This is a genomic window from Rhodococcus sp. BE178 (assembly GCF_050433545.1).
In the GTDB taxonomy this organism is placed as follows: Bacteria; Actinomycetota; Actinomycetes; order Mycobacteriales; family Mycobacteriaceae; genus Prescottella.
Genome location: NZ_JBNPXA010000011.1, coordinates 85,927 through 107,116, shown reverse-complemented (window position 1 = coordinate 107,116; position 21,190 = coordinate 85,927). Strand labels below are relative to the sequence as shown.

The 21,190-nt window shown below is 68.7% G+C and carries 15 protein-coding genes; 5 read left to right on the top strand and 10 right to left on the bottom strand.

The features are described 5' to 3' along the window. Positions 1-51: 51 nt before the first annotated feature. Both J2X34_RS19170 and J2X34_RS19165 read left to right on the top strand, forming a co-directional pair. Positions 52-1,446, top strand: coding sequence for a 3' terminal RNA ribose 2'-O-methyltransferase Hen1 (locus J2X34_RS19170; RefSeq protein WP_429519168.1), 1,395 nt, complete (start codon positions 52-54; stop codon positions 1,444-1,446). Continuing rightward, the gene (locus J2X34_RS19165; protein ID WP_429519167.1) at positions 1,447-3,975 is read left to right on the top strand and encodes a polynucleotide kinase-phosphatase; all 2,529 of its coding nucleotides are present in this window, start codon (positions 1,447-1,449) and stop codon (positions 3,973-3,975) included. A gap of 10 nt (positions 3,976-3,985) precedes the next feature. On the opposite strand, the gene yaaA is transcribed toward J2X34_RS19165, so the two are convergent. The 4 genes from yaaA to J2X34_RS19145 form a co-directional block, all read right to left on the bottom strand. After that, positions 3,986-4,729, bottom strand: coding sequence for a peroxide stress protein YaaA (gene yaaA / locus J2X34_RS19160; RefSeq protein ID WP_429519165.1), 744 nt, complete (start codon positions 4,727-4,729; stop codon positions 3,986-3,988). A gap of 171 nt (positions 4,730-4,900) precedes the next feature. After that, positions 4,901-6,265, bottom strand: coding sequence for a hypothetical protein (locus J2X34_RS19155; protein WP_429519163.1), 1,365 nt, complete (start codon positions 6,263-6,265; stop codon positions 4,901-4,903). Between the two features lie 190 nt (positions 6,266-6,455). Then, positions 6,456-8,582, bottom strand: coding sequence for a hypothetical protein (locus J2X34_RS19150; protein ID WP_429519161.1), 2,127 nt, complete (start codon positions 8,580-8,582; stop codon positions 6,456-6,458). Between the two features lie 213 nt (positions 8,583-8,795). Beyond that, positions 8,796-10,211, bottom strand: coding sequence for an alpha/beta hydrolase (locus J2X34_RS19145; protein ID WP_258557700.1), 1,416 nt, complete (start codon positions 10,209-10,211; stop codon positions 8,796-8,798). A gap of 157 nt (positions 10,212-10,368) precedes the next feature. Between J2X34_RS19145 and J2X34_RS19140 the strand changes: the two genes are divergently transcribed. Together J2X34_RS19140 and J2X34_RS19135 are read left to right on the top strand one after the other, a co-directional pair. Next, entirely contained in the window at positions 10,369-12,114 is a 1,746-nt protein-coding gene (locus tag J2X34_RS19140; protein ID WP_114719669.1) for a proline--tRNA ligase, read from the top strand. 257 nt (positions 12,115-12,371) lie between these two features. After that, positions 12,372-12,542: a hypothetical protein gene (locus tag J2X34_RS19135; RefSeq protein WP_429519159.1), complete on the top strand. Its 171-nt coding sequence runs from the start codon at positions 12,372-12,374 to the stop codon at positions 12,540-12,542. 79 nt (positions 12,543-12,621) lie between these two features. On the opposite strand, the gene J2X34_RS19130 is transcribed toward J2X34_RS19135, so the two are convergent. Genes J2X34_RS19130 through J2X34_RS19105 form a run of 6 tightly spaced genes read right to left on the bottom strand, consistent with a single transcriptional unit; the run spans position 12,622 to position 19,249 of the window. Then, positions 12,622-13,437, bottom strand: coding sequence for an SDR family NAD(P)-dependent oxidoreductase (locus J2X34_RS19130; RefSeq protein ID WP_174909661.1), 816 nt, complete (start codon positions 13,435-13,437; stop codon positions 12,622-12,624). Then, positions 13,434-14,783, bottom strand: a complete 1,350-nt coding sequence (locus J2X34_RS19125; protein ID WP_254622895.1) for an AMP-binding protein — start codon at positions 14,781-14,783, stop codon at positions 13,434-13,436. The genes J2X34_RS19130 and J2X34_RS19125 overlap by 4 nt, the downstream gene beginning before the upstream one ends. An 8-nt stretch (positions 14,784-14,791) precedes the next feature. Then, complete coding sequence (locus tag J2X34_RS19120; RefSeq protein ID WP_429519156.1) at positions 14,792-16,321, bottom strand: succinic semialdehyde dehydrogenase; 1,530 nt, start codon at positions 16,319-16,321, stop codon at positions 14,792-14,794. Between the two features lie 28 nt (positions 16,322-16,349). Further along, positions 16,350-16,940, bottom strand: coding sequence for a TetR/AcrR family transcriptional regulator (locus J2X34_RS19115; protein WP_114719680.1), 591 nt, complete (start codon positions 16,938-16,940; stop codon positions 16,350-16,352). A gap of 21 nt (positions 16,941-16,961) precedes the next feature. Then, a complete protein-coding gene (locus tag J2X34_RS19110; protein WP_114719682.1) occupies positions 16,962-18,305 on the bottom strand; it encodes a cytochrome P450 in 1,344 nt (447 codons plus the stop codon). 8 nt (positions 18,306-18,313) lie between these two features. Then, positions 18,314-19,249 carry an oxygenase MpaB family protein gene (locus J2X34_RS19105; protein ID WP_114719684.1) on the bottom strand — a complete coding sequence of 312 codons (936 nt, stop codon included), beginning with the start codon at positions 19,247-19,249 and terminating at the stop codon, positions 18,314-18,316. Positions 19,250-19,450: 201 nt separating this feature from the next. On the opposite strand from J2X34_RS19105, the gene J2X34_RS19100 reads away from it, so the two are divergent. After that, entirely contained in the window at positions 19,451-21,190 is a 1,740-nt protein-coding gene (locus J2X34_RS19100) for an acyl-CoA dehydrogenase family protein (RefSeq protein ID WP_114719686.1), read from the top strand.

Sequence of the window (21,190 nt, the reverse complement as noted above, 5' to 3'; positions counted from 1 at the left end):
GTGCCCGAAATGTCCTGGCTGAACGGGCCGCCGCCCCGTAACGTGCCCTCGGTGCTGCTGACACTGACTGCTACCGCCACAGACGGCGTCCCGGACGCCTCGGACCTCGGCTACCTGCTGCACAAGCATCCCGATCGGGTGCAGACGTTCGAGTTGTCCGTGGGCACCGCGACGGTGCTGTACCCGGAGTCGACCCGGGCGCGGTGCACCGCGGCGCTGCTGCTCGACGTCGATCCCATCGAACTCGCGCGCAGCAAGTTCCGCCGCGGCAGCGACGGATTCGCGCTGGGCCAGTATGTGAACGACCGGCCGTATGCCGGGTCGTCGATGCTGGCGGTTGCCCTGTCACGGGTATTCAAGTCGGCGTTGGCAGGCGTCTGCAAGACACATCCGGAGCTTGTCGACGCCGCGATGCCGCTGCAGATCACGATTCCGGCGATGCCCGCTCGTGGCGGGGCAGATCTGCCCGGCCGACTGTTCGGCCCGCTCGGCTGGGACGTGACTTCGATCCCGCTGCCCCTCGACGAGACGATTCCGCGGTGGGGCGACGCGGACTACGTGCGCCTCGAGCTGGCGGGAACCACGACACTGTCGGCGGCTCTGCGTCACCTGTACGTGCTGCTGCCGGTGCTCGACGACGTCAAGCACTACTGGGTGGGCGAGGACGAGGCGGACAAGCTGGTGCGGGTGGCCGGCGAATGGCTCGCCGGGCACCCCGAGACCGGACTGATCGCGTCGCGGTACCTCGCACACCGCCGAGAACTGGTGTCGTCGGTCGTCGATCGACTGACCGACGATGTGGCAGGGCAGGACGCCGACGCGCCCGCACCCGACACGAGCCTCGCGCAACTACGCCAGGACGCGGTGCTGACGACCCTCGAGAACCTGGGTGCAGCACGAGTGGTGGATCTGGGCTGCGGGGAGGGTCGACTGCTGCGGGCCCTGCTCGCCCGACCGTCGTTCACCAGGATCGTCGGCGTCGATGTCAGCGACCGCGCACTCCGCAAGGCCGAGAGCAGGCTCGGCGTCGACGAACTGCCGGACGGTCAGCGGGACCGTGTCGCGGTGCTGCAGTCCTCGGCCACCTACCGCGACGCGCGGCTTCGTGGCTTCGACGCGGTGGTGCTGATGGAGGTCGTCGAGCACGTCGACGAGTCGCGCTTGCCCTCCCTCGTGCAATCGGTCTTCGGTGACATGCGGCCGCGGGTGGTACTGGTGACGACACCCAACGCGGAGTACAACGTGCTCTACCCGAACCTCGAGGCGGGCGCGTTCCGGCATCCGGATCACCGGTTCGAATACACCCGAACACAATTCGAGAGCTGGGCGGCCGACGGAGCCGCCACGCATGGCTACGACGTGAGTTTCACCGGGATCGGCGAGCACGACGAGACCCACGGCGCGCCCACCCAGATGGCCGTATTCACCCGAAAGGAGGGCTCGTAGATGAGTGTCCTCGAGATTCCCGAACCGTCCTTGGTCGTGCTCGTCGGGATCAGTGGATCCGGCAAGTCTTCGTTCGCTGCCCGGCATTTCGGCCCCTACGAGGTGATCTCCAGTGATCACTGCCGGGGGCTCGTCAGCGACGACCCGAACGCGCAGGCCGCGACGGCCGACGCGTTCGAGGTGCTCGAGTTCATCGCGGCCAAGCGTCTGCGTGCGGGCAAACTGACCGTCGTCGACGCCACGAGTGTTCAACCGGCGGCGCGGAAGAAGCTGGTCGACCTCGCCCGCAGCCACGACACTCTTCCCGTGGCGATCGTCATGAACGTCCCGGAGCCCGTCTGTGCCGAACGCAACGCGGCGCGCGGGGACCGAGCCTTCGATCGCGCCGTGCTGCGCCGTCAGCACCAGCAACTGAGCCGTTCGTTGCGCGGGCTCTCCCGTGAGGGATTCCGGGTCGCGCACGTGCTCGACGGCGTCGACGCCGTCGAGTCGGCCCGGATCGTCCGACAGCCGCTGCGCAGCGACCGCCGCGACCTGACCGGACCGTTCGACGTGATCGGTGACATCCACGGTTGCCTCGGTGAGCTCGAAACACTGCTGGGTGCGCTGGGGTACACGGTGCTCCGCGATGACCTGGGTCGGGCGGTGGACGCGGTTCCGCCGGCCGGCCGGACCGCGGTCTTCGTGGGCGACTACGTCGACCGGGGACCCGACTCTCCCGGTGTGCTCCGGTTGGTGATGGGGATGGTCGGCGCCGGTCATGCGCTCGGCGTGCCCGGAAACCACGAGAACAAACTGGTCAAGGCGTTGCGCGGTAGGAAGGTCAGCGCCACGCACGGTCTCGAGCGCACTCTCGAGCAGCTGGCCGGCGAGCCCGAGGAGTTCCGCAGACAGGTCGCGGACTTCTGCGACGGGCTGGTCGCGCACCTCGTTCTCGACGGGGGACGCCTGGTCGTCGCGCACGCCGGGCTCAAGGAGGAATACCACAACCGCGCGTCGGGCCGGGTGCGCAGCTTCGCACTGTACGGCGAGACCACCGGGGAGACGGACGAGTTCGGGCTTCCGGTGCGCTATCCCTGGGCCGAGGACTATCGGGGTGAGGCAATTGTGCTCTATGGGCACACACCCGTGCCGGACGTGCGTTGGGTCAACCGCACCGCCTGCCTCGACACCGGATGCGTCTTCGGCGGCGCGCTCACCGCAATGAGATACCCGGAACGCGAAGTGGTGTCGGTGCCCGCCGAGCGGCAGTGGTACCGACCGGTGAAGCCGATCCACCAGCCCACCTCGGATCCGCAGGCCCTCGACATCGACGACATCCTTCGGGCCGGGGGAGTGGAGACGTCGACTCGCGGGCGGATCTCGGTTCGCCCGGAGAATGCGGCGGGCGCACTCGAGGTGATGAGCCGCTACGCGGTGGACCCGCGGTGGCTCACCTACCTTCCGCCGACGATGTCGCCGTGCGCGGCGTCCACACTCCCGGGACTGCTCGAGCACCCTGCTGAGGCCTTCGCTGCCTATCGAAAGGCGAAGGTGGACAAGGTGATCTGTGAAGAGAAGCACATGGGTTCGCGCGCTGTGGCGCTGGTGTGCCGTGATGCCTCCGTCGCCGCGGAGCGTTTCGGTGTCGGCGACGGGCTGTCGGGGATGGTGCACACCCGCACCGGTCGGCGCATGTTCGGAGAGACGCAGACCGAGTTGCTGGTCGCCAAGGTCGCGGATGCCGTCGGGGCCGCCGGGCTGTGGGACGAACTCGGCACCGACTGGCTGCTGCTCGACACCGAACTGCTGCCGTGGTCGGCGAAGTCGGAGGAGCTGCTGCGGTCGCAGTACGCGGCCGTTGGTGCGGCCGCGTCCGCGGACCTGTCCGCGCGCGTGGCGGTGCTCGATGCCGCGTCCGGGCGGGGACTCGATGTCGGTGCTCTGCTGGCCGTGACCAGGTCCCGAGCCGACGACGTCGAGCGCTACGTCGAGGCGTACCGGAGATACGTGTGGCCGACGGACGGGCTCGACGGCGTGCGGCTCGCGCCGTTCCAGTTGCTCGCGACCGAAGGGGCGAGCTACGGCGACCGTGACCACGGTTGGCACCTCGAGGTCGCCGATCGACTCGCCGACGTCGCGCCCACGCTGTTCACGACGACGCGGCGAGTGGTCGTGGACACGACAGTGCACGAGTCGGAGGAGTCGGGCGTTGCCTGGTGGGAGGAGCTGACCGCGGCGGGCGGGGAGGGAATGGTGGTCAAGCCGTTCCACAACCAGAGCGGTGGCGGACGTGTGCAGCCGGGCATCAAGGTGCGGGGACGCGAGTATCTGCGGCTGATCTACGGCCCGCACTACACCGAGCCGGAGAACCTGGCCCGACTGCGGAATCGGAGCCTGGGCCACAAGCAATCGATGGCGTTGCGCGAGCACGCGCTCGGAATGGAGGCGATCGACCGGCTGATCAAGGCCGAGTCGCTGTGGCGGATCCATCAGGCGGTGTTCGCCGTCCTCGCGCTCGAGTCGGAGCCGGTGGACCCGCGGTTGTAGGTCGAGCCGACTAGGTCAGGATGATCAGTTCGCCGTCGGAGGCGGTCTCGACGGTGAGACCGGCCTTCGACGCGACGCGGGCGACGCCCTTGATGTCGGTCGGCTCGGCGCGCGAGACGGTCAGTGCCCGCGCGAGCAGGCCCTTGTGGTGCTTGTTGAAGTGGCTCACCACTTTTCGTGAGCCGTCCGGCTGTTCGGTGAGTACGGTCGCGATGATCGCACCCGGCACCGGGCCCAGCTGCTGGTAGGTGCCGGAGCGCAGGTCGACCACGAGACCGCCGTCGGCCTCCGCCACCAGGGCGTCGGAGAGTTCCGGCTTCCACAGCGACTGTAGGGTGCCGAAGCCGGGCAGCTTGGATCCGCCGGACAGCCGGTACGCGGGAATCGGGTCCCCGGCCCGCACCGCACCGAACAGTGCCGAGCCCATCCCGAGCCGGCGATAGGCCTTCTCCCGCTGCACCTTCGTGAAGGACGTCGCGTCGAGCGCGTCGAACAGCACTCCCGTGTAGCGCTCGAGCGCGGGGCGGGTGGGGGAGACCCACAGCTTCGCGTTGCGTTCGATCTCGTCGGCCTGCTTCGGGCCCAGTCCCAACGCCAGATTCGAAGCCTCGGTGTCCTCCGCCAGGTCGACGAGCGCTTGGACGAGCAACTCGCGCGTCTCGGTCAGCTGCGGCATCGACAGTTCGCTGAGATCGAGCGGCGCGCCCTTGCCGCCGTCGGACTTGGTTTCGGAAGGGGGAAGCAGGACAAGCACGAACGCCAACGCTACCGGGCGGCCGCGGCGCCGACGCTCGCGGCGTGCGGATCTGAGTCGCGAACCGTCGGGCACACGAAACAGGTCTGGCCTCCGCTCCGGGGAGCGAAGGCCAGACCTCAGTTGTTCTGCGGGTTCAGCTCAGGTGCGACGACCTCAGGAGCGACGACCTCAGGCGCGACGACTCAGTGCCGTCACGGCCAGGCCGGCAGCGATGGCGCCACCAATGGCCAGCGGAGCGACCGGCGGGCCCTCACCGGCGTCGGACTGGACGCTGGCGACGTTCTGGATCTCGGGAGCATCGACGACCAGTGCGGAAACCGGTGCGGCAGCAGGCGCCGTGAAGGTGATCGAGGTCTTGGTGTCCTGGCTGCGGTCCGTGGAGCCATGGGCCATGACGGTGTAGATCGAGCACGCGTTCACGAAGCAGTTCGAGACGCCGTTGACGGCGGTCGCGTTGATGGTGGCGGTCCAGGCACCGCCCACGATCTGACCCTTGGTGATGAATCCGGTGGTGATCCACGCGCCGGCGTTGGTGGTCGAGAACTGGTCGTCCTGGACGATGCCGTAGTACAGGCCGGTGCCGGCCGCGGCACCTTCGAAGCCGGTGCCCGAGACGGTGATCGTCTCGCCGACAGTCAGGTTGGTGGTCTTGTTCGCGGTCACCGCGGGTCCGGTGGGCACGACGACCGGCGGCGCGAAGGTGACCGGCGTCTGGGTGTCCTGGCTACGGTCGTCGATCGTGTTGTGATCGGCGAGCGTGAAGATCGAGCACGCGTTCTCGTAGCAGTTCGCGTCACCCTTGATCGCGGTGGCCTTCAGCGTGGTGGTGAAGCCGCCGTCCACGATCTGAGCGGCCTTGATCCACTCGGTGGAGTGGAAGGCGCTGCTGTTGGTGCCGGAGTACTTGTCGACCTGGGCGAGACCGACGTAGATGCCCTGGCCCTCGCGGCCGAAGCCGGTGCCGGTGACGGTGATCTCCTCGTCGTTCGTCAGACCGGTTGTCTTCGAGATCGTCACGGCAGGGCCGGCCGGCACGACGACGGGCGCCGCGAAACTCACCGGGGTCTGGGTGTCCTGGGTGCGGTCGGGCGAGCCGTGTGCGGCGACGGTGTAGATGGAGCAGGTGTTCTCGAGGCAGTTCGAGTCGCCCTTGACGGCGGCGACGTCGATGTCGGCGGTCCAGGCGCCGCCCACGATGTCGGTTGCCTCGAGCCACTTGGTGGTCATCCAGGCGGTGGAGTCGGTGGCGGAGTACTTGCTGTCCTGGATGAGGCCGACGTAGATGCCGGCGCCGGCGCCGGAGAAGCCGCTGCCCGTGACGGTGATGGTCTCACCGTCGGCGACGAGGTCGGTGGCCTTCGACAGCGACACCAGTGGCGTCACCTCGCCGGGTTCCTCGGTTCCCGGGTCGCTGGAGCCGAGGCTGCCCAGCGAGCCGAACGGGCTGGTCTGCGCTGCCGCGACGCCCAGCGGCATCGTGCAGGCGACCGTGGTGGCAACCGCCACGATCGCGGACTTTGTGAACGCGCGCATTTTCCTACTTTCTGATGTGGGCCGCCGGAACGCGGCGAAGATTAGGCAAAGCTAGCCTTAGTTGGATTCGCGGTAAAGGGGTAGCCGGAAGCAGATTTCAGGGCCGCGGATGTTCGCATGTAGCCAGTTCAGGGCACGTTCAGGTGAGGGGCATCCGGTTCGGATGCCCCTCACGCGAAAAGGGGTGGCGCTAGGTGCGGCGGCGCAGTGCGAACGTCGCTGCCACTGCAATTCCGGCTCCGACGACGCCACCGATGAGCAGTGGCAGGATCCAGGCGGTGCCGTCGGTGAACGCGTCCGACAGATTGCGGATCGCCGAGGAGGCGGTGTTCGAGTTGTCCGAGGAGGTCGTGCCTCCGTCGTTCGAGCCGCCGTCTGCACCCGCCGCCAGTGCTGCTTCTTCGGCCTTGTCGGCGTTGGGTGCGTTCGGGTCGTCGCCGAAGCTGACGGGAGTCTGCGTGTCCTGGCTGCGGTCGCTCGAGCCGTGAGCCGCGATCGTGTAGATCGAGCACGCGTTCTTGGTGCAGTCCGAGTCGCCCTTGACGGCCTGCACCTTCATGGTGGTCGACCAGGCGCCGTCCTTGATCCTGCTCGGCGTGATGAACGCCGTGGTCATCCAGACGCCGGCGTCAGTGGTGGAGAACTTGTTCTCCTGGATCAGGCCGACGTAGATGCCGGGTTGCGCACCGGAGAATCCGGTGCCCGAGATGGTGATCTCGTCGCCCTCGACCTTGAGTCCCTTGGCCTTCGACAGCGTCACGGCCACGGTCTTCGCGGCGCCGGGAGCGCCGGCGGCATTCAGCACCGGAGGCGCCGTGACGGTGCCCGGTGCGACTCCGCCGACGAAGCTCACCGGGGTCTTGGTGTCCTGGCTGCGGTCCGAGGAGCCGTGGGCAATGACGGTGTAGATCGAGCACGCATTCTTGATGCAGTCGAAGGCGCCCTGGGTAGCGATCATTTCCACGGGGAGGGACCAATTGCCACCGGAGATCTGCTCCGGCTTGATGAACGCCGAGGTCATCCAGACCGACGCGTCGGCGGCCGAGAAGACGTTGTCCTGCACGAGGCCGACGTAGAGGCCCGGAGCGGCGCCGGAGAAGCCGGAGCCGGAAACCGTGACGGTCTCACCCGACGGGTTGATACCGCTCGACTTCGAGAGCGACACCGACAAACTGCTGTTCGCCGTGAACGTTTCGCCGGGCGCAGCGCCGGCCGCGCCGCCACCAGCAGCCCCGCCGGTCCCGGCTCCGACGCCGCCACCACCGCCACCACCGGTGACCGGGGGTGCGGTGCCGACGAAGCTGATGGAGGTCTTGGTGTCCTGGCTGCGGTCACTCGAGCCGTGCGCGGCGAGCGTGTAGAGGGCACACTTGTCGGCGATGCAGTCGCCGCCCTCGAATGCGCCGATGACGTCGATACTCGTCGAGAACGAACCACCCGGCATTTCGGACGGCTTGATGAACTTCGGCTTGTAGAAGACCGAAGCGTCGGTGGACGAGTACTTGTTCGTCTGCGCGATGCCGACGTAGATACCCATGCCGGAAGTCGAGAACCCGCTGCCGCGGACATTGATCGTGTCACCGGCGGCATTGAGTCCGCTCGTCTTGCTCGCGTTGACCCGGGGGCCGCTGCCCGTGACCGGAGGCGTCGTCGGCTTGGTGGTCGTGGTCGGCGGCGGCGTGGTGGTCGTCGGCTTGGTGGTGGTGGTGGTCGTCGTCGGCGGTGTCGTGGTGGTCGTCGGAGTGACTGCGGCAAAGGACACGGGGGTCTCGGTGTCCTGGCTGCGGTCGGCGGAGTCGTGCGCGGCGACGGTGTAGATCGAGCACGCGTTCTGGGTGCAGTCCGAGTCGCCCTTGACGGCTACGACATCGACGGTGGTGCTCCAGGAGCCGCTCTTGATGTCGGCTGCCTTGATCCCCGCGGTGGTCATCCATGCGCCGGCGTCGGTGGCCGAGAACTTGTCGTCCTGGACGAGGCCGACGTAGATGCCGGGTTGTGCGCCGGAGAAGCCGGTGCCCGAGACGGTGATGGTCTCACCGTCGACCAGGCCGGTCTTCTTCGAGACGGTCGTGACCGGAGTGCCGGAGGTGGTCTTGACCACCGGAGCGCCGGCCACGGTCGTGATCACCGGAGTGCTGGCGGCGGTCGTGACCGGGGTGGTGGTGGCGGCGGTCGTGACCGGGGTGCTGGAAATGGCTTGGGCGGCAGCGTCGCTGCCGTCTGGGGTATCGGGAGCAGCAATGGCGATGCCCACCGGCGTCGTCAATGCCAAGGCGACCGCCATGGTCGCGAACGCAGCCCTGCTGAACGCGCGCATCTTCCTTCTTCCTGGTCACGGCCGCAGTCCACGGCGCCATAGGGCGAACAGACCTCGAGTTAGGTTAGCCTATGTTGGGCTAGGCGAGCCTAAGCTACATCACTTTTCGTGATTTTGGTGAGCCAGGATTTCGGGTCGGGTTCGTAGCCGACGGATTTCGGTCCCCGGAGGAGACGGCGGACGAGCGCTCTGCCGGCCGTGAGTGGCGGACGGCTAGGGCGTCGCGGATCCGGGCGTTTGGATCTGCACGGCCAGCCAGGGCAGCGCGTCGGCGAAGCCCTGTGCCGCGAACTGCCAGGTGTGACGACCGTTCGATGTGTGCACCTCGCAGGAGATCCCGACCGACGACGCGGTGGCACACAGTTGCTCGGCCGCACCGGTCTCGCCGGCATCGTGGGTGTCGTCGTGGCCACCCGTTCCGTCCATCCCCGGACTCGGCGCCGGCGCGGGGCCGGACAGGTTCGCGCCCTGTCGCGGCGGTACGTCGCTGTCCTGGAACCAGCCCGAGATCCCTTGGTACAGCCTGTGTTCGGTCATCGCCTTCGTCGGATCGAACCGGTCCCGCAGCGCGGTGTCGCCGCCGTACAGGCGGTCCAGGGTCTGCTCGTCGGTGCCGGCGGTCGGGGCGACGTCTCCCGCGATGTCCTCGAAGGTGCTGAACAGGTCCGGATGCATCACGATGAGATCGACCGCGCACGTGCCACCCATCGACCAGCCCACGACACCCCAGTTTTCGGGGTTTGCCGATGCACCGAACGTGGACACGACGTACGGGCGGACGTCGTCGACCAGGTGGGATGCCGAGTTTCCTCGCGGGCCGTCGACACATTCGGTGTCGTTGTTGAAGCTGCCGCCGGCATCGACGAACACGAGGATCGGGGCCTGGCCGCCGTGTGCCTGCGCATAGGCGTCGACGGTGTCGACGGCGCCGCCGGTCCGCAGCCAATCCGCAGCAGTGTTGAACTCGCCGCCGACCATCATGATGACCGGCAACGCGGGAGGCGTGTCGCCGGCGAACCACGCCGGCGGCAGATACACGTACTCGGTCCGATGCTTGAAACCGCTCGCGGCGTCGGGGACGTCGACCGGCACCACCTTCCCCGTCGACATGGTCGTGTTTCGAAGGACAGGGAGGTCCGCGGCATCCACCTGATCCGGGACCGGGCCGGCCGTCGCCGCGCCCCACGCGGTCTGCACGGTGGGGTAGTAGCCCACCCACTGGTTCAACGTCAGCGCCACACACGCGAAGGTCGACGGGATCAGAACGATCGACAGGCCGCGTCGCCACCAGCGGGTTCCCCGCCACCCGAGCACCGCGATCGCGATCGCGGCGACGAACACCGCCGACCACGCCCACAGCTGGATCGGTGCCGGATCCGACGCCAGCCCCTGCTGTCCGACGAACCAGTGCGCGGTCGCCGCGGCCGCCACGCCCAGCGCCGCGGCGACCGGCACCCACAGCAGCCACCAGCGCCTGCTGCGGCGGACCAGGACGGCAATCAACACGACGACGCTGACAATCTCCACCGTCAGTGGAAGCCAGCCGCCCAGCAGCGATACGCCGCTGCGGTAACCGCCCTGCGCAGCCACCCCGGCGGCCGGAGCGGCCGCGAGAAGGGGGGAGACCACGGAGTCCACCTACCCAGTGTGCGACGCGAACCTGGCAACCGGCTGTGCCCTCGATCGGTCTCGCACGCTCAACCCCTGTGCCCTCGATCGGTCTCGCACGCTCAACCCCTGTGCCCTCGATCGGTCTCGCACGCTCAACCGACTAGGCTGCTACACCGTGATCACCCGCATGTCGCACCTGTTCCTCCGTACCCTCCGCGACGACCCGGCCGACGCCGAGGTCGCCAGCCACAAGCTGCTGGTCCGTGCCGGCTACGTGCGGCGTATCGCGCCAGGCGTGTACTCGTGGCTGCCTCTGGGTCTGCGGGTGCTGCGCGAGGTGGAGCGCGTGGTCCGCGAGGAGATGAACGCGATGGGTGCGCAGGAGATCCTGCTGCCCGCGCTGCTGCCGCGCGATCCCTACGAGACGTCGAACCGCTGGACCGAGTACGGCGCAAGCCTGTTCCGCCTCCAGGACCGCAAGGGCAACGACTACATGCTCGGCCCCACCCACGAGGAGCTCTTCGCGCTCACCGTGAAGGGCGAATACAACTCGTACAAGGACTTCCCGGTCACCCTGTACCAGGTGCAGACCAAGTACCGCGACGAGGAGCGTCCCCGCGCCGGCATCCTGCGCGGCCGCGAGTTCGTGATGAAGGACTCGTACTCGTTCGACCTCACCGACGAGGGCCTGACGGCGTCCTACCAGGCGCACCGCGACACCTACGAGCGGATCCTGTCCCGGCTCGGCGTCAAGTACGTCATCGTGTCCGCCACGTCGGGCGCGATGGGTGGCAGCGCGTCGGAGGAGTTCCTGGCCGAGAGCGAGATCGGCGAGGACACCTACGTCCGCTGCATCGAGTCCGGCTACGCCGCCAACGTCGAGGCCGTCAAGACCCTGGCTCCCGCGCCGATCCCGTTCGACGGGCTGCCGGCCGCCGAGGTTCGTGACACCCCCGGCACCGAGACCATCGACACCCTCGTCGAGTGGGCCAACGGCGCCGACCTCGGCAAGACCGTGACCGCCGCGGACACGCTGAAGAACATCATGGTGAAGACCCGCGTGCCCGGCGGCGAGTGGGAACTGCTCGCGATCGGCATCCCCGGCGACCGCGAGGTGGACGAGAAGCGCCTCGAGGCTGCGCTCGAGCCGGCCGAGTACGTGCTCATCACCGAGACCGATTTCAAGAACAACCCGTTCCTCGTCAAGGGCTACATCGGCCCGAAGGCGCTGCAGGAGAACGGTGTCCGCTACCTCGTCGACCCGCGCGTCGTGGACGGCACCAGCTGGATCACCGGCGCCGACGAGGAGGGCAAGCACTACGTGGGCCTGGTCGCCGGACGCGACTTCACCCCGGACGGCACCATCGAGGCCGCCGAGGTGCGCGACGGCGATCCGTCGCCCGACGGCGCCGGTGCACTGGTCGCCGCCCGTGGTATCGAGGTCGGTCACGTGTTCCAGCTGGGCCGTAAGTACACCGACGTGTTCAATGTCGACGTGCTCGGCGAGAACGGTAAGCCTGTCCGCCCCACCATGGGCTCGTACGGCATCGGCGTCTCGCGTCTCGTCGCGGTCATCGCCGAGCAGCATCACGACGACAAGGGCCTGCGCTGGCCCGCCGAGGTCACCCCGTTCGACGTGCACCTGGTCATCGCGAACAAGGACGACGCGGCCCGCGAGGGCGCCGAGGCCCTGGCCGCCGAGCTGGACAAGGCCCGCGTCGAGGTCCTGTTCGACGACCGCAAGGCGTCGCCGGGCGTGAAGTTCAAGGACTCCGAGCTGATCGGCATCCCGCTGGTCGTGGTCGTGGGTCGCGGCTTCGCCGAGGGCAACGTGGAACTGCGCGACCGCTTCACCGGCGAATCCCGCGAGGTCCCCGTCGAGGGCGCGCTCGGGGAGATCCTCACCGCGATCCGCGGCTGACGAAGCTCCGCGTACCGCCACCGCGGCACGTTTGATCAGTGGCCGCCCACCCCTGACCGGGGTGGGCGGCCACTCGTATACATTCGGCCGACGGACAGCTCGAGGGGGGCATGGTGCTGATCGGAACGTGTGCAGTACTGCTCGGCGTCGCATTTCATCTTCTGGAGGCGTGGTTCTCGGCCCGTCAGGAACTCGGCCGTCCGATGTCGGCTGCCGATGGTCGACCTCCGGGGCGGCGATCTCGGTGGACGCGCCGCTTGCAGACCACCGGATGGGTACTGAGCATCATCGGCGCGCTCGCGTTCGGCGATGCCACGCGGGAATCGCCAGGTGTGAGCATCGCCGTCGTCGTGGCAGTGCTCGTACTGGTCAACGGGGTACCGAGTCTGATCGTGAGCTTGTTCCATCCGCGCACGGCGTGTGGGTGATCTAGTTCGATTGGCCCCCGGCCCCCGGCCCCCGGCCCGCGGGCCGTCACGCCGACTGCCATCGGTGAGTCCGTTCGGATCAGCGCTTGATCCCGGCGTCGTACTCGGCGCGTCCGGCGTCGACGTCCAGGAACACCCGCTCGAGTCCGGTCGCCCGCCGCAACAGGCGGGCGACCGGTCGCGGGAACAGCGGCCACAGCAGCGCACCGGACAGGCGTCCCGGCACGACGGCCCGGCGGCGACCGGTCCGCAGGATCTGCACCACTGCCTGCGCGACCTGTTCCGGCCGGATCGGGGCGATCAACCGTCCGGGATGAGTACCGGCGAGCAGTCCGGTGCTCGTGAACGTCGGCAGCACCGTGCCGACCCGCACCCCGTGCGCGGCCAGTTCGGCGTCGGCGGCGTCGCCGAAGCACAGCACCGCGGCCTTGGTGGCGTTGTAGACGGCCATGCCCGGAGCCGGGATGCATCCGGCGATCGAGGCGATGTTGACGATCCGGCCGCCGCCGGATGCCCTCATCGCCCGTCCCGCGGCGCGGGTGCCGTGCACCACCCCGCGCAGGTTGACGTCCACCACGGTGTCGACGATCGCGTCGTCCTGCTCGAGCAGTGGGCCGAGCGGCATGACGCCGGCGTTGTTGATCCAGCCCCACGGGGGACCGAGGGTCGACCGCACACGGGCGAGGAAGGACTCGACCGAACGGGGATCGGTGACGTCGAGGACCGCACCGAAGACGCCGACGGCGTCGGCGGTGCGCCGCACCTCGGCCTCGTCGATGTCGCCGATCGCGACCAGTGCGCCGGCGTCGCGCAGCGCCGTTGCGGTCGCCCTCCCGATGCCCCGCGCTCCGCCGGTCACCACGACGACGCGACCGGTGATGTCGGTTCTTCTCACGAGTGGCTCTCCTTCAGTTCGTCGAGCGTGCGGCGCAACACTTTTCCCGACGATCCGCGGGTCCGCGCGTCGACGAACACGACGTCGCGGGGCATCCGGGATCGGGGGAGTTCGGCTGCGAGATAGTCGCGGACGGCCTGCTCGTCGAGGCCCTGCTCGCACACCAGGTACGCCCGCAGGCGCTGCCCGAAGTCGGCGTCGGGGACGGGGGCGACCACGGCATCGGTGACGGCCGGGTGCGCCAGCAACACCACCTCGACCTCCTCGGGGAAGACGTTCTCGCCCCCGGAGACGATCATCGCGTCGGAGCGGCCCGCGACGTGGAGTCGGCCCGCCGCGTCGAGGTGGCCGCGGTCGCCGGTGTCGAGGAAGCCGTCGGCGTCGCTCTTGCGGGTGCCGTCGGTGTAGGTCTCGATCTGGCCCGGGGTGCGCACCAGAATCCGGCCCTCGGCGCCGGGTGGGACCGGACCGTCGTCGGTGTCGGCGATGCGAACTATGTTGCCGCGCGGGGGAACCCCCGCGCAGTCGGGCGCTACGGCGAGGTCGGCGGGTGTCGCGATGCTGATGTACGCCGCCTCGGTCGAGCCGTACAGGTTGTGCAGCACCGGGCCCCACGCGTCGGTGACCTGCGCGACGAGGGAAGCGTCCAGTCGTGCGCCGCCGCTCGCGACGATCCGCAGCGCGGACAGGTCGGCCTCCGGCATCGCGTCCACCACACCGAGCAGTCGGCGCAGCATCGTCGGCACCGCGATCAGGGCGGCGCAGCGGTGGGTATGCAGGTCGCGTAGCGCCTGGACGGCGTCGAATCGTCGCCGCAGCACCAGCGTGGACCCGAGGGTCAGCGTCAGCGTCGCGACCAGTAGACCCCAGCCATGGAAGATCGGCGCCGCCACCAGGACTCGTTCGTCGCCGCGCAGCGGGATCTTCGACAGCAGACCCGCCGGCAGCAACAGCGTCGGCGAATCCCCGCGCGGTGCGCCCTTCGGCGTCCCGCTGGTGCCGCTGGTCAGGATCACCAGCGACGGCGGCCGCGGCGGCCGCGGCGGCCTGGGCGACAGGGTGTCCGGGGCGCCGGTCAGGAGAGCCGACAGCGACCCCTCCGTGTCCGGATCCTCGGTCCACGCGCACCAGCGCGGGCCGTCGAATCCCTCTACGACCGGGGTGAACTCCTCGTCGTGGATCACCGCGTCGAGGCGCTCCCGCGCGGCCACTTCGGTGACCTGACGGCGCCCGAAGTCGGAGTTGAGCAGCACCACACGGGCTCCGGCGGCCGACGCCGCGCACAGCGCGACGACGGCGTCGGCGTGGTTGCGGCACAGGATGCCCACCTCGTCGACGATGTGCATGGCTCGCCTCATGCTCGGTGCCGCACTGCGAGCAGGGCGCGGGTGCCGGCGTTCATCGCGGCCAGCAGGGGCCCGCGGAGTCGGTCGGGGTAGGCGGTCGCGACGCGTTGGGTGGTGACCGTCTGCGGTTCGGTGTAGCGGACGATGCCCTCGCGACCGTGTCGGCGCCCGGTCCCGCTGGTGCGCATGCCGCCCATCGGGGCGCCCAGTGACGCGATCGCGGACAGGTAGCCGTCGTTGACGTTCACCGAACCGGCCACCACCTGGGCGGCGATCCGGCGTCCGCGCCGCACGTCGCGGGTCCACACGCTCGCGCTCAGTCCGTACTCGCCCTCGTTGGCCCGACGGACCGCCTCCACCTCGGACGCCACGGGGTAGACGGAGACGACCGGACCGAAGGTTTCCTCGGCGTGGACCGCCATCTCGGCCGTCACGCCGGTGAGGACGGTCGGCTCGTGGAACAGCGGGCCGAGATCGGGGCGTGCCCGGCCGCCGGTCACGGCGGTCGCGCCCTTCGCGAGAGCGTCCGCGACATGCTTCTCGGTGGCCTCCAGCTGGCGGCGGGACGTCAGCGAACCCATGTCCACGTCGTAGCCGTACCCGGCGCCGATCCGAAGCCGCTCGGTGCGCGTGACCAGTTCGCGCACGAACCGGTCGAACACGCTCTCGTGCACGTAGATCCGCTCGATGCCGATGCACATCTGCCCGGCGTTGGAGAACGCCGCCTGCACCGCGCCGCGCACGGCGGCCGCGAGATCCGCGTCGGCGCACACGATCATCGGGTTCTTCCCGCCCAGCTCGAGTGAGGCCCCGATCAGTCGGTCCGCGCAGCACCGGGCGATCTCCCGGCCGGTTGCGGTGGACCCGGTGAAGCTCACGTAGTCCACCTCGGCCACCAGCGCGGGCCCGATGCGGCTGCCGGGACCGGCCACCACCTGCCACACCGCCTCCGGCGCCCCGGCCCGAATCGCCAGGTGGCGGGCGTAGAGCAGCGTGAGCGGTGCCTGCGAGTCGGCCTTGCTGAGCACCGCATTGCCGGCGAGCAGAGCGGGGATCACATCGCCGACGGCCAGGAACAGCGGGTAGTTCCACGGCGCGATCACCCCGACCAGGCCCTTGGGCCGGTAGCCGACGCGGGCGGAGACCAGTCCCGGCACCGCGCCCCGGACGCGACGTTCGCCCAGATAGCGGGTGCTGTGGGCGGCGTAGTGCAGCGCGGTGGCGACGACGCCCTGCACCTCGACGGCGGTATGCACGCGGGCCTTGCCGGTCTCCCACTGCATGAGGTCGCACAGGCTGTCGTGGTGGTCGACGAGCAGACGCGCGAAGCGCGCCGCGATCGCCTGCCGGTCCCGGACCGGCCGGGCCGCCCAACCCGGCTGCGCTGCCCGGCCCACGGCTGCGACGGCGGCCACCGATTCCGAGGACGTCTGCGGGACGGCGGGGAGCGGCTCGCCGGTGAACGGAACGGCGGCGCAGGAGAATTCGGAGGAGGTCGGCAGCTGGGCCAGCAGGCCCTCGTGCAGGGCGGTCAGCACGGCGCACCCGCGCGCGTGCGGACGGTGGTCACCACACCAGTCGGGTGAGGTACCTCTCGGCGTAGCGGCGCACCGCGGCGGGATCGGTCGTGTCCAACTGCCCGTGCGGATGCAGCATCAAAGACATCGCGATGCGCATGAGGATCTCGGACGCCGCGAGCAGATCCTCCTCGGGCATCGCCGCCCCACTGTGACGCAGCGCCGCGGCGACCCGGGCGGCGGTCACCGCGATCGGCGCCCCGTCGGTCCGCGAGGTCACCTCGACCATCAGCTCCGGCTCGCTCTCGAGGATGCGCCCGATCAGCGGGATCTCGCGGGTCAATTGGATTCCCCGGGCGAAGCACTCGACGACCGCCTGCGCCGGGTCGAGATTCCGGGCAAGGGCGTCGAGTTGGTCGAAGAACAGCCCCGCCTCGCGCAGGATCAGCACCTCGACCAGCGCGTCCTTGTTCGGGAACCGTCGGTAGAGGGTGCTGCGGCTGATTCCCGCCCGCTTCGCGATGTCGTCCATGTTGGTGCGCCGAATCCCGTAGCGCTCGAACTCCTCCCGCGCGGCGTCGAGCATCGCCTGCTCCGCGGTGGCGGCGGGCAGTGCGGTGGGAGTGCGGCGCGTGGTCATCACCGGTCAGCATATCCATCGTCAGATCGCCCGCAGCGTCACCGGGAGGCGGTCCTTCGGAACCGGCAGCGTGGTGTTGTCGAGCTTCCAGGTGTAGCCGTCGGGGACCGACCACTCGTACTCGAGCAGGAGGTTGTGCATGATCGTCTTGATCTCCATCTGGGCGAAGTACAGGCCGATGCACTTGTGCACGCCGCCGCCGAACGGCATCCATGCGTACCGATGCGACTTGTCCTCGGCGCGTTCGGGTGAGAAGCGGTCCGGATCGAACCGTTCGGGATCCGTCCACAGCGCCGGGTTGTGGTGGTTGACCATTCCGATCGCGCTGACGTACGTGCCCTTCGGGACGAAGTGTCCGTCGATCTCCGTGTCCTCCAAGGCTCGTCGGGCCAGACCGGGCACCGGCGAGTTCAGCCGCAGCGACTCCTTCATGACGGCGTCCAGCACCGTGAACTCCGCGAGGTTGTCGTACGTGATGTCCCGCGGCAGCGCGCGGGACTGCGCGCGGGCCTTCTCCTGCCACTCCGGATGCAGGGCAAGGTAGTACGCCATCGTGGTGAGCGTGATGGTGGAGGTGTCGTGTGCCGCCATCAGCACGAAGATCATGTGGTTGACCACGTCCTCGTCGGTGAAGGTGTGGCCCTCCTCGGACCGTGCCCGACACAGCACGGAGAACAGGTCGGGGGTTTCGGTGGCGCGCTTGGCCGGCAGGTGCGCGCGGAAGAACTCCTCGAGCACGGCACGACCGGCCAGGCCGCGGGCCCACTTGGTTCCGGGGATGTTCCTGCGCACGAGGGACATCCCGGCGTTGACGCAGTCGATGAAGGCCTTGTTGATCCGGTCGGCCTCCAGGCGCGGCAGATCCATGCCCAGGAAGATCTCCAGGGCCAGGTCCAGGGTGAGTTCCTTGAAGCGGTCCAGGATCAGGATGTTCTCGCCGACGGGTAGGCCACGGACGCCGTCGCGCAGCATCGGCTGCATGTCGTCCAGGTAGCCGCGCAGGTGCTTGTTGTTGAAGGCCTGCTGCAGGATCAGCCGGTGGTGTCGGTGTTCCTCGAAGTCCATCAACAGGATTCCACGGCGGAAGAACGGCCCGATGAGGAACCCCCACGCCGGCTCGGCGGCCAGCGCCTTCTGCCGATTCGCGGCCACCGACTCAGCGCCGTCGGCGGTGAGCGGCACGGCGAACTTCTGGCCGAACGCGTTGATGTAGGTGATGTCCCCGAAGGCCTCCCGGCGCTGCGCCACCAGCCGAACCGGGTTGCGGAAGAATCGCAGGAGTTCGATGACCCCCGGATCGCCGGTACCGTTGATCGGGCGGAGGTCGCTGCCGGCCGGCGGTGGTGCCAACTGCTTGGTACGCACGGGATCTCCTATCGGGTGGGGGCGGATTCGCCGAGCGAGTTCAGCAGCGGTCGGGGGTCGATCCCGACCCGGCGCCACGCCTCGTACGCCCAGGGCAGGTACAGCGCGCGGAGCGGAAGCCGGTTGACGAGCGGGTTGATGCGGCGCGAGAACGCTGCGAAGCGTTGGAACTGCCTCTCCTTCTTCGGATTCCAGTCGAGTCCGCACACCTCGCGCATCTGCGGGGGAAGCGTGCCGACAACGACGATGCGCATGAACGCGTTGATCGGCGCGGACAGCAGGTTCCACACGGGCGCCGGAATCCGCCGCGGTCGCGGCACGCCCTTGCGGATGTACCCGGTGGCGTACAGGATCGTCGGCGTCGGCACGAACCGGTCGAGCATCTGCGCCCAGTACTCCAGGAACTCCTCGTAGGTCTGCGGCTGGCTCCGATCGCTGACCCCGTAGATCTGGTACCAGATCCGGCCCTCCTCGAAGATCCGCACCTTCTCCTCGTACGAGAGCCGGCGGATGAAGGTGTCGGTGATGTAGAGGACCTGGTCGACGAAGGTGGCGTGCGCCCAGTAGAAGAGCTCCGGGTTGAGCGCGTGGTAACGCGAGCCGTCGCTGATCGTGCCCTTGATCGGCTTGTGGAAGTCGCGGACCGTGCGTCCCCAGTGATAGGGGTCGTCGCTGTAGACGGTCTTCATGATCGGCGGCCCGCTGCGGCGGGCCCGGCCGAGGGTGTCGGAGAAGATCACCGAGTGGTCCTCGACCGCCTTACCGAGCTGCTCGATGCAGTTCTCGGTCCCGGCGAGTCGCTGGAAACCCAGTAGTCCGCGCACGTCGCCGTAGTACTTCCAGATCAGTGAATCGGGGCCCAGGCGCGGCGAGTCGGCGGCGGACTCTGCGTCGACGGGCATGGGGACCGCCTCGCGGATGGCGGCGTCGAAGTCGAGCGGCATCGGTAGTTCCCTGTCTGCTTTGGGACGGTGGAACAAAAGTGTCTCGCTGTGTCAGAAACTAGCACCGAGTGATCTGTGACACAAGAACGGATCCGCTCGAACGACGAGTTGCTTCGCGAGAAAGTCCGCGCATGCGACGGGTCTCGGGGAGAGTGGACGATGAGCCCCTCGACGGGCGCCGCTTCCGTTTCCCGGAGGGTGATGACAGTGGGCGAGCTGCTGCTGAATCCGCACGACTACGACCCGAAGGACTTCGATCCGAACACGCGCCGACTGCTGCGCGCGACGATCGACTGGTTCGAGGCCCGGGGCAAACGCCGGCTGCTGCAGGACGACCTGCACGCGATCTGGACCGGGGACTTCCTGGACTTCGCCGGGCGAGAGGGTCTGTTCGCGACGTTCCTCACCCCGGCCTCCGAGGCGAACGGCGATCCCAACAAGCGGTGGGACGCCGCCCGCAACGCCGCGCTGAGCGAGATTCTCGGGTTCTACGGGCTGTCCTACTGGTACCTGTGGCAGGTGACCGTGCTCGGGCTCGGGCCGATCTGGATGAGCGACAACCCGACGGCCCGGCGACGCGCGGCCGAACAGTTGGATGCCGGCGGGGTCATGGCGTTCGGCCTGTCCGAACGCGAGCACGGCGCCGACGTGTACTCGACCGACATGCTGCTCACCCCCCGTACCGACACGGCGGACGGCACGGCCGCGTTCCGCGCGAACGGCACCAAGTACTACATCGGCAACGGCAACGTCGCCGGCATGGTGTCGGTGTTCGGGCGCCGCACCGACATCGAGGGGGCCGACGGCTACGTCTTCTTCGTCGTCGACAGCCGGCACCTGCACTACCGCCTCATCGACAATGTCGTGCACGGGCAGATGTACGTCAGCACGTTCGCGCTGCGCGACTACCCGGTGCGGGAGGAGGACATCCTGCACACCGGTGCGGACGCGTTCTCGGCGGCGCTCAACACCGTCAACGTCGGCAAGTTCAACCTGTGCACGGCGTCGATCGGGATCTGCGAGCACGCCTTCTTCGAAGCGATCACGCACGCTCACAACAGGGTTCTGTACGGCCGGCGGGTCACCGACTTTCCGCACGTGCGGGCCAACTTCGTGGACGCCTACACCCGGCTCGTAGCGATGAAGCTGTTCAGCGCCCGCGCGGTCGACTACTTCCGCAGTGCGGGACCGGAGGATCGCCGGTACCTGCTGTTCAACCCGATGACCAAGGCGAAGGTCACCTCGGAGGGCGAATCGGTGATGGCGTTGCTGCACGACGTCATCGCCGCCAAGGGCTACGAGAAGGACACCTACTTCCGGGAGGCCGCCGAGCTGATCGGCACGTTGCCCAAACTCGAGGGCACCGTCCACGTCAACGTCGCGCTGATCCTCAAGTTCATGCCGAACTACCTGTTCAATCCGGCGTCGTATCCCGATGTCGCCACCCGCACCGACCCCACCGACGACGCGTTCTTCTGGGCGCAGGGCCCCACCCGGGGCGCGGGCAAGGTCCAGTTCCAGGACTGGACCCGGGTGTTCGACGAGCATGCCGACATCCCCAATGTCGCGCGGTTCCACGAGCAGGCGCTCGAGCTACGTGAGTTGCTCGCGACGGCCGGGCCGGACGACGCGCAGCGGGAGGACCTGGACTTCCTGCTCACCGTCGGGCATCTGTTCGAGCTGGTCGTCTACGGGCAGCTGATCCTCGAGCAGGCCGACATCGTCGGCCTCGACCGTGATCTGCTCGAGCAGATCTTCGACTTCCAGATCCGCGACTTCTCCCGGTATGCCGTTGCTCTGCACGGCAAGCCGTCGTCGACGGACGCGCAGCAGGAGTGGGCGATCGGCGCGATCCGCAAGCCCGCCGTCGACACCGAGCGGTTCGACCGGGTGTGGGAGCAGGTCGTGGGGTACGACGGCGCGTACGAGATGCGGCCCTAG

Excerpts from the sequence above, each read along its gene's own strand:
- J2X34_RS19165 (WP_429519167.1), top strand. The coding sequence starts at position 1,447 with ATGAGTGTCCTCGAGATTCCCGAACCGTCCTTGGTCGTGCTCGTCGGG.
- J2X34_RS19155 (WP_429519163.1), bottom strand. The coding sequence starts at position 6,265 with ATGCGCGCGTTCACAAAGTCCGCGATCGTGGCGGTTGCCACCACGGTC.
- J2X34_RS19150 (WP_429519161.1), bottom strand. The coding sequence starts at position 8,582 with ATGCGCGCGTTCAGCAGGGCTGCGTTCGCGACCATGGCGGTCGCCTTG.
- J2X34_RS19125 (WP_254622895.1), bottom strand. The coding sequence starts at position 14,783 with ATGCACATCGTCGACGAGGTGGGCATCCTGTGCCGCAACCACGCCGAC.
- J2X34_RS19115 (WP_114719680.1), bottom strand. The coding sequence starts at position 16,940 with ATGACCACGCGCCGCACTCCCACCGCACTGCCCGCCGCCACCGCGGAG.
- J2X34_RS19105 (WP_114719684.1), bottom strand. The coding sequence starts at position 19,249 with ATGCCGCTCGACTTCGACGCCGCCATCCGCGAGGCGGTCCCCATGCCC.
- J2X34_RS19100 (WP_114719686.1), top strand. The coding sequence starts at position 19,451 with ATGACAGTGGGCGAGCTGCTGCTGAATCCGCACGACTACGACCCGAAG.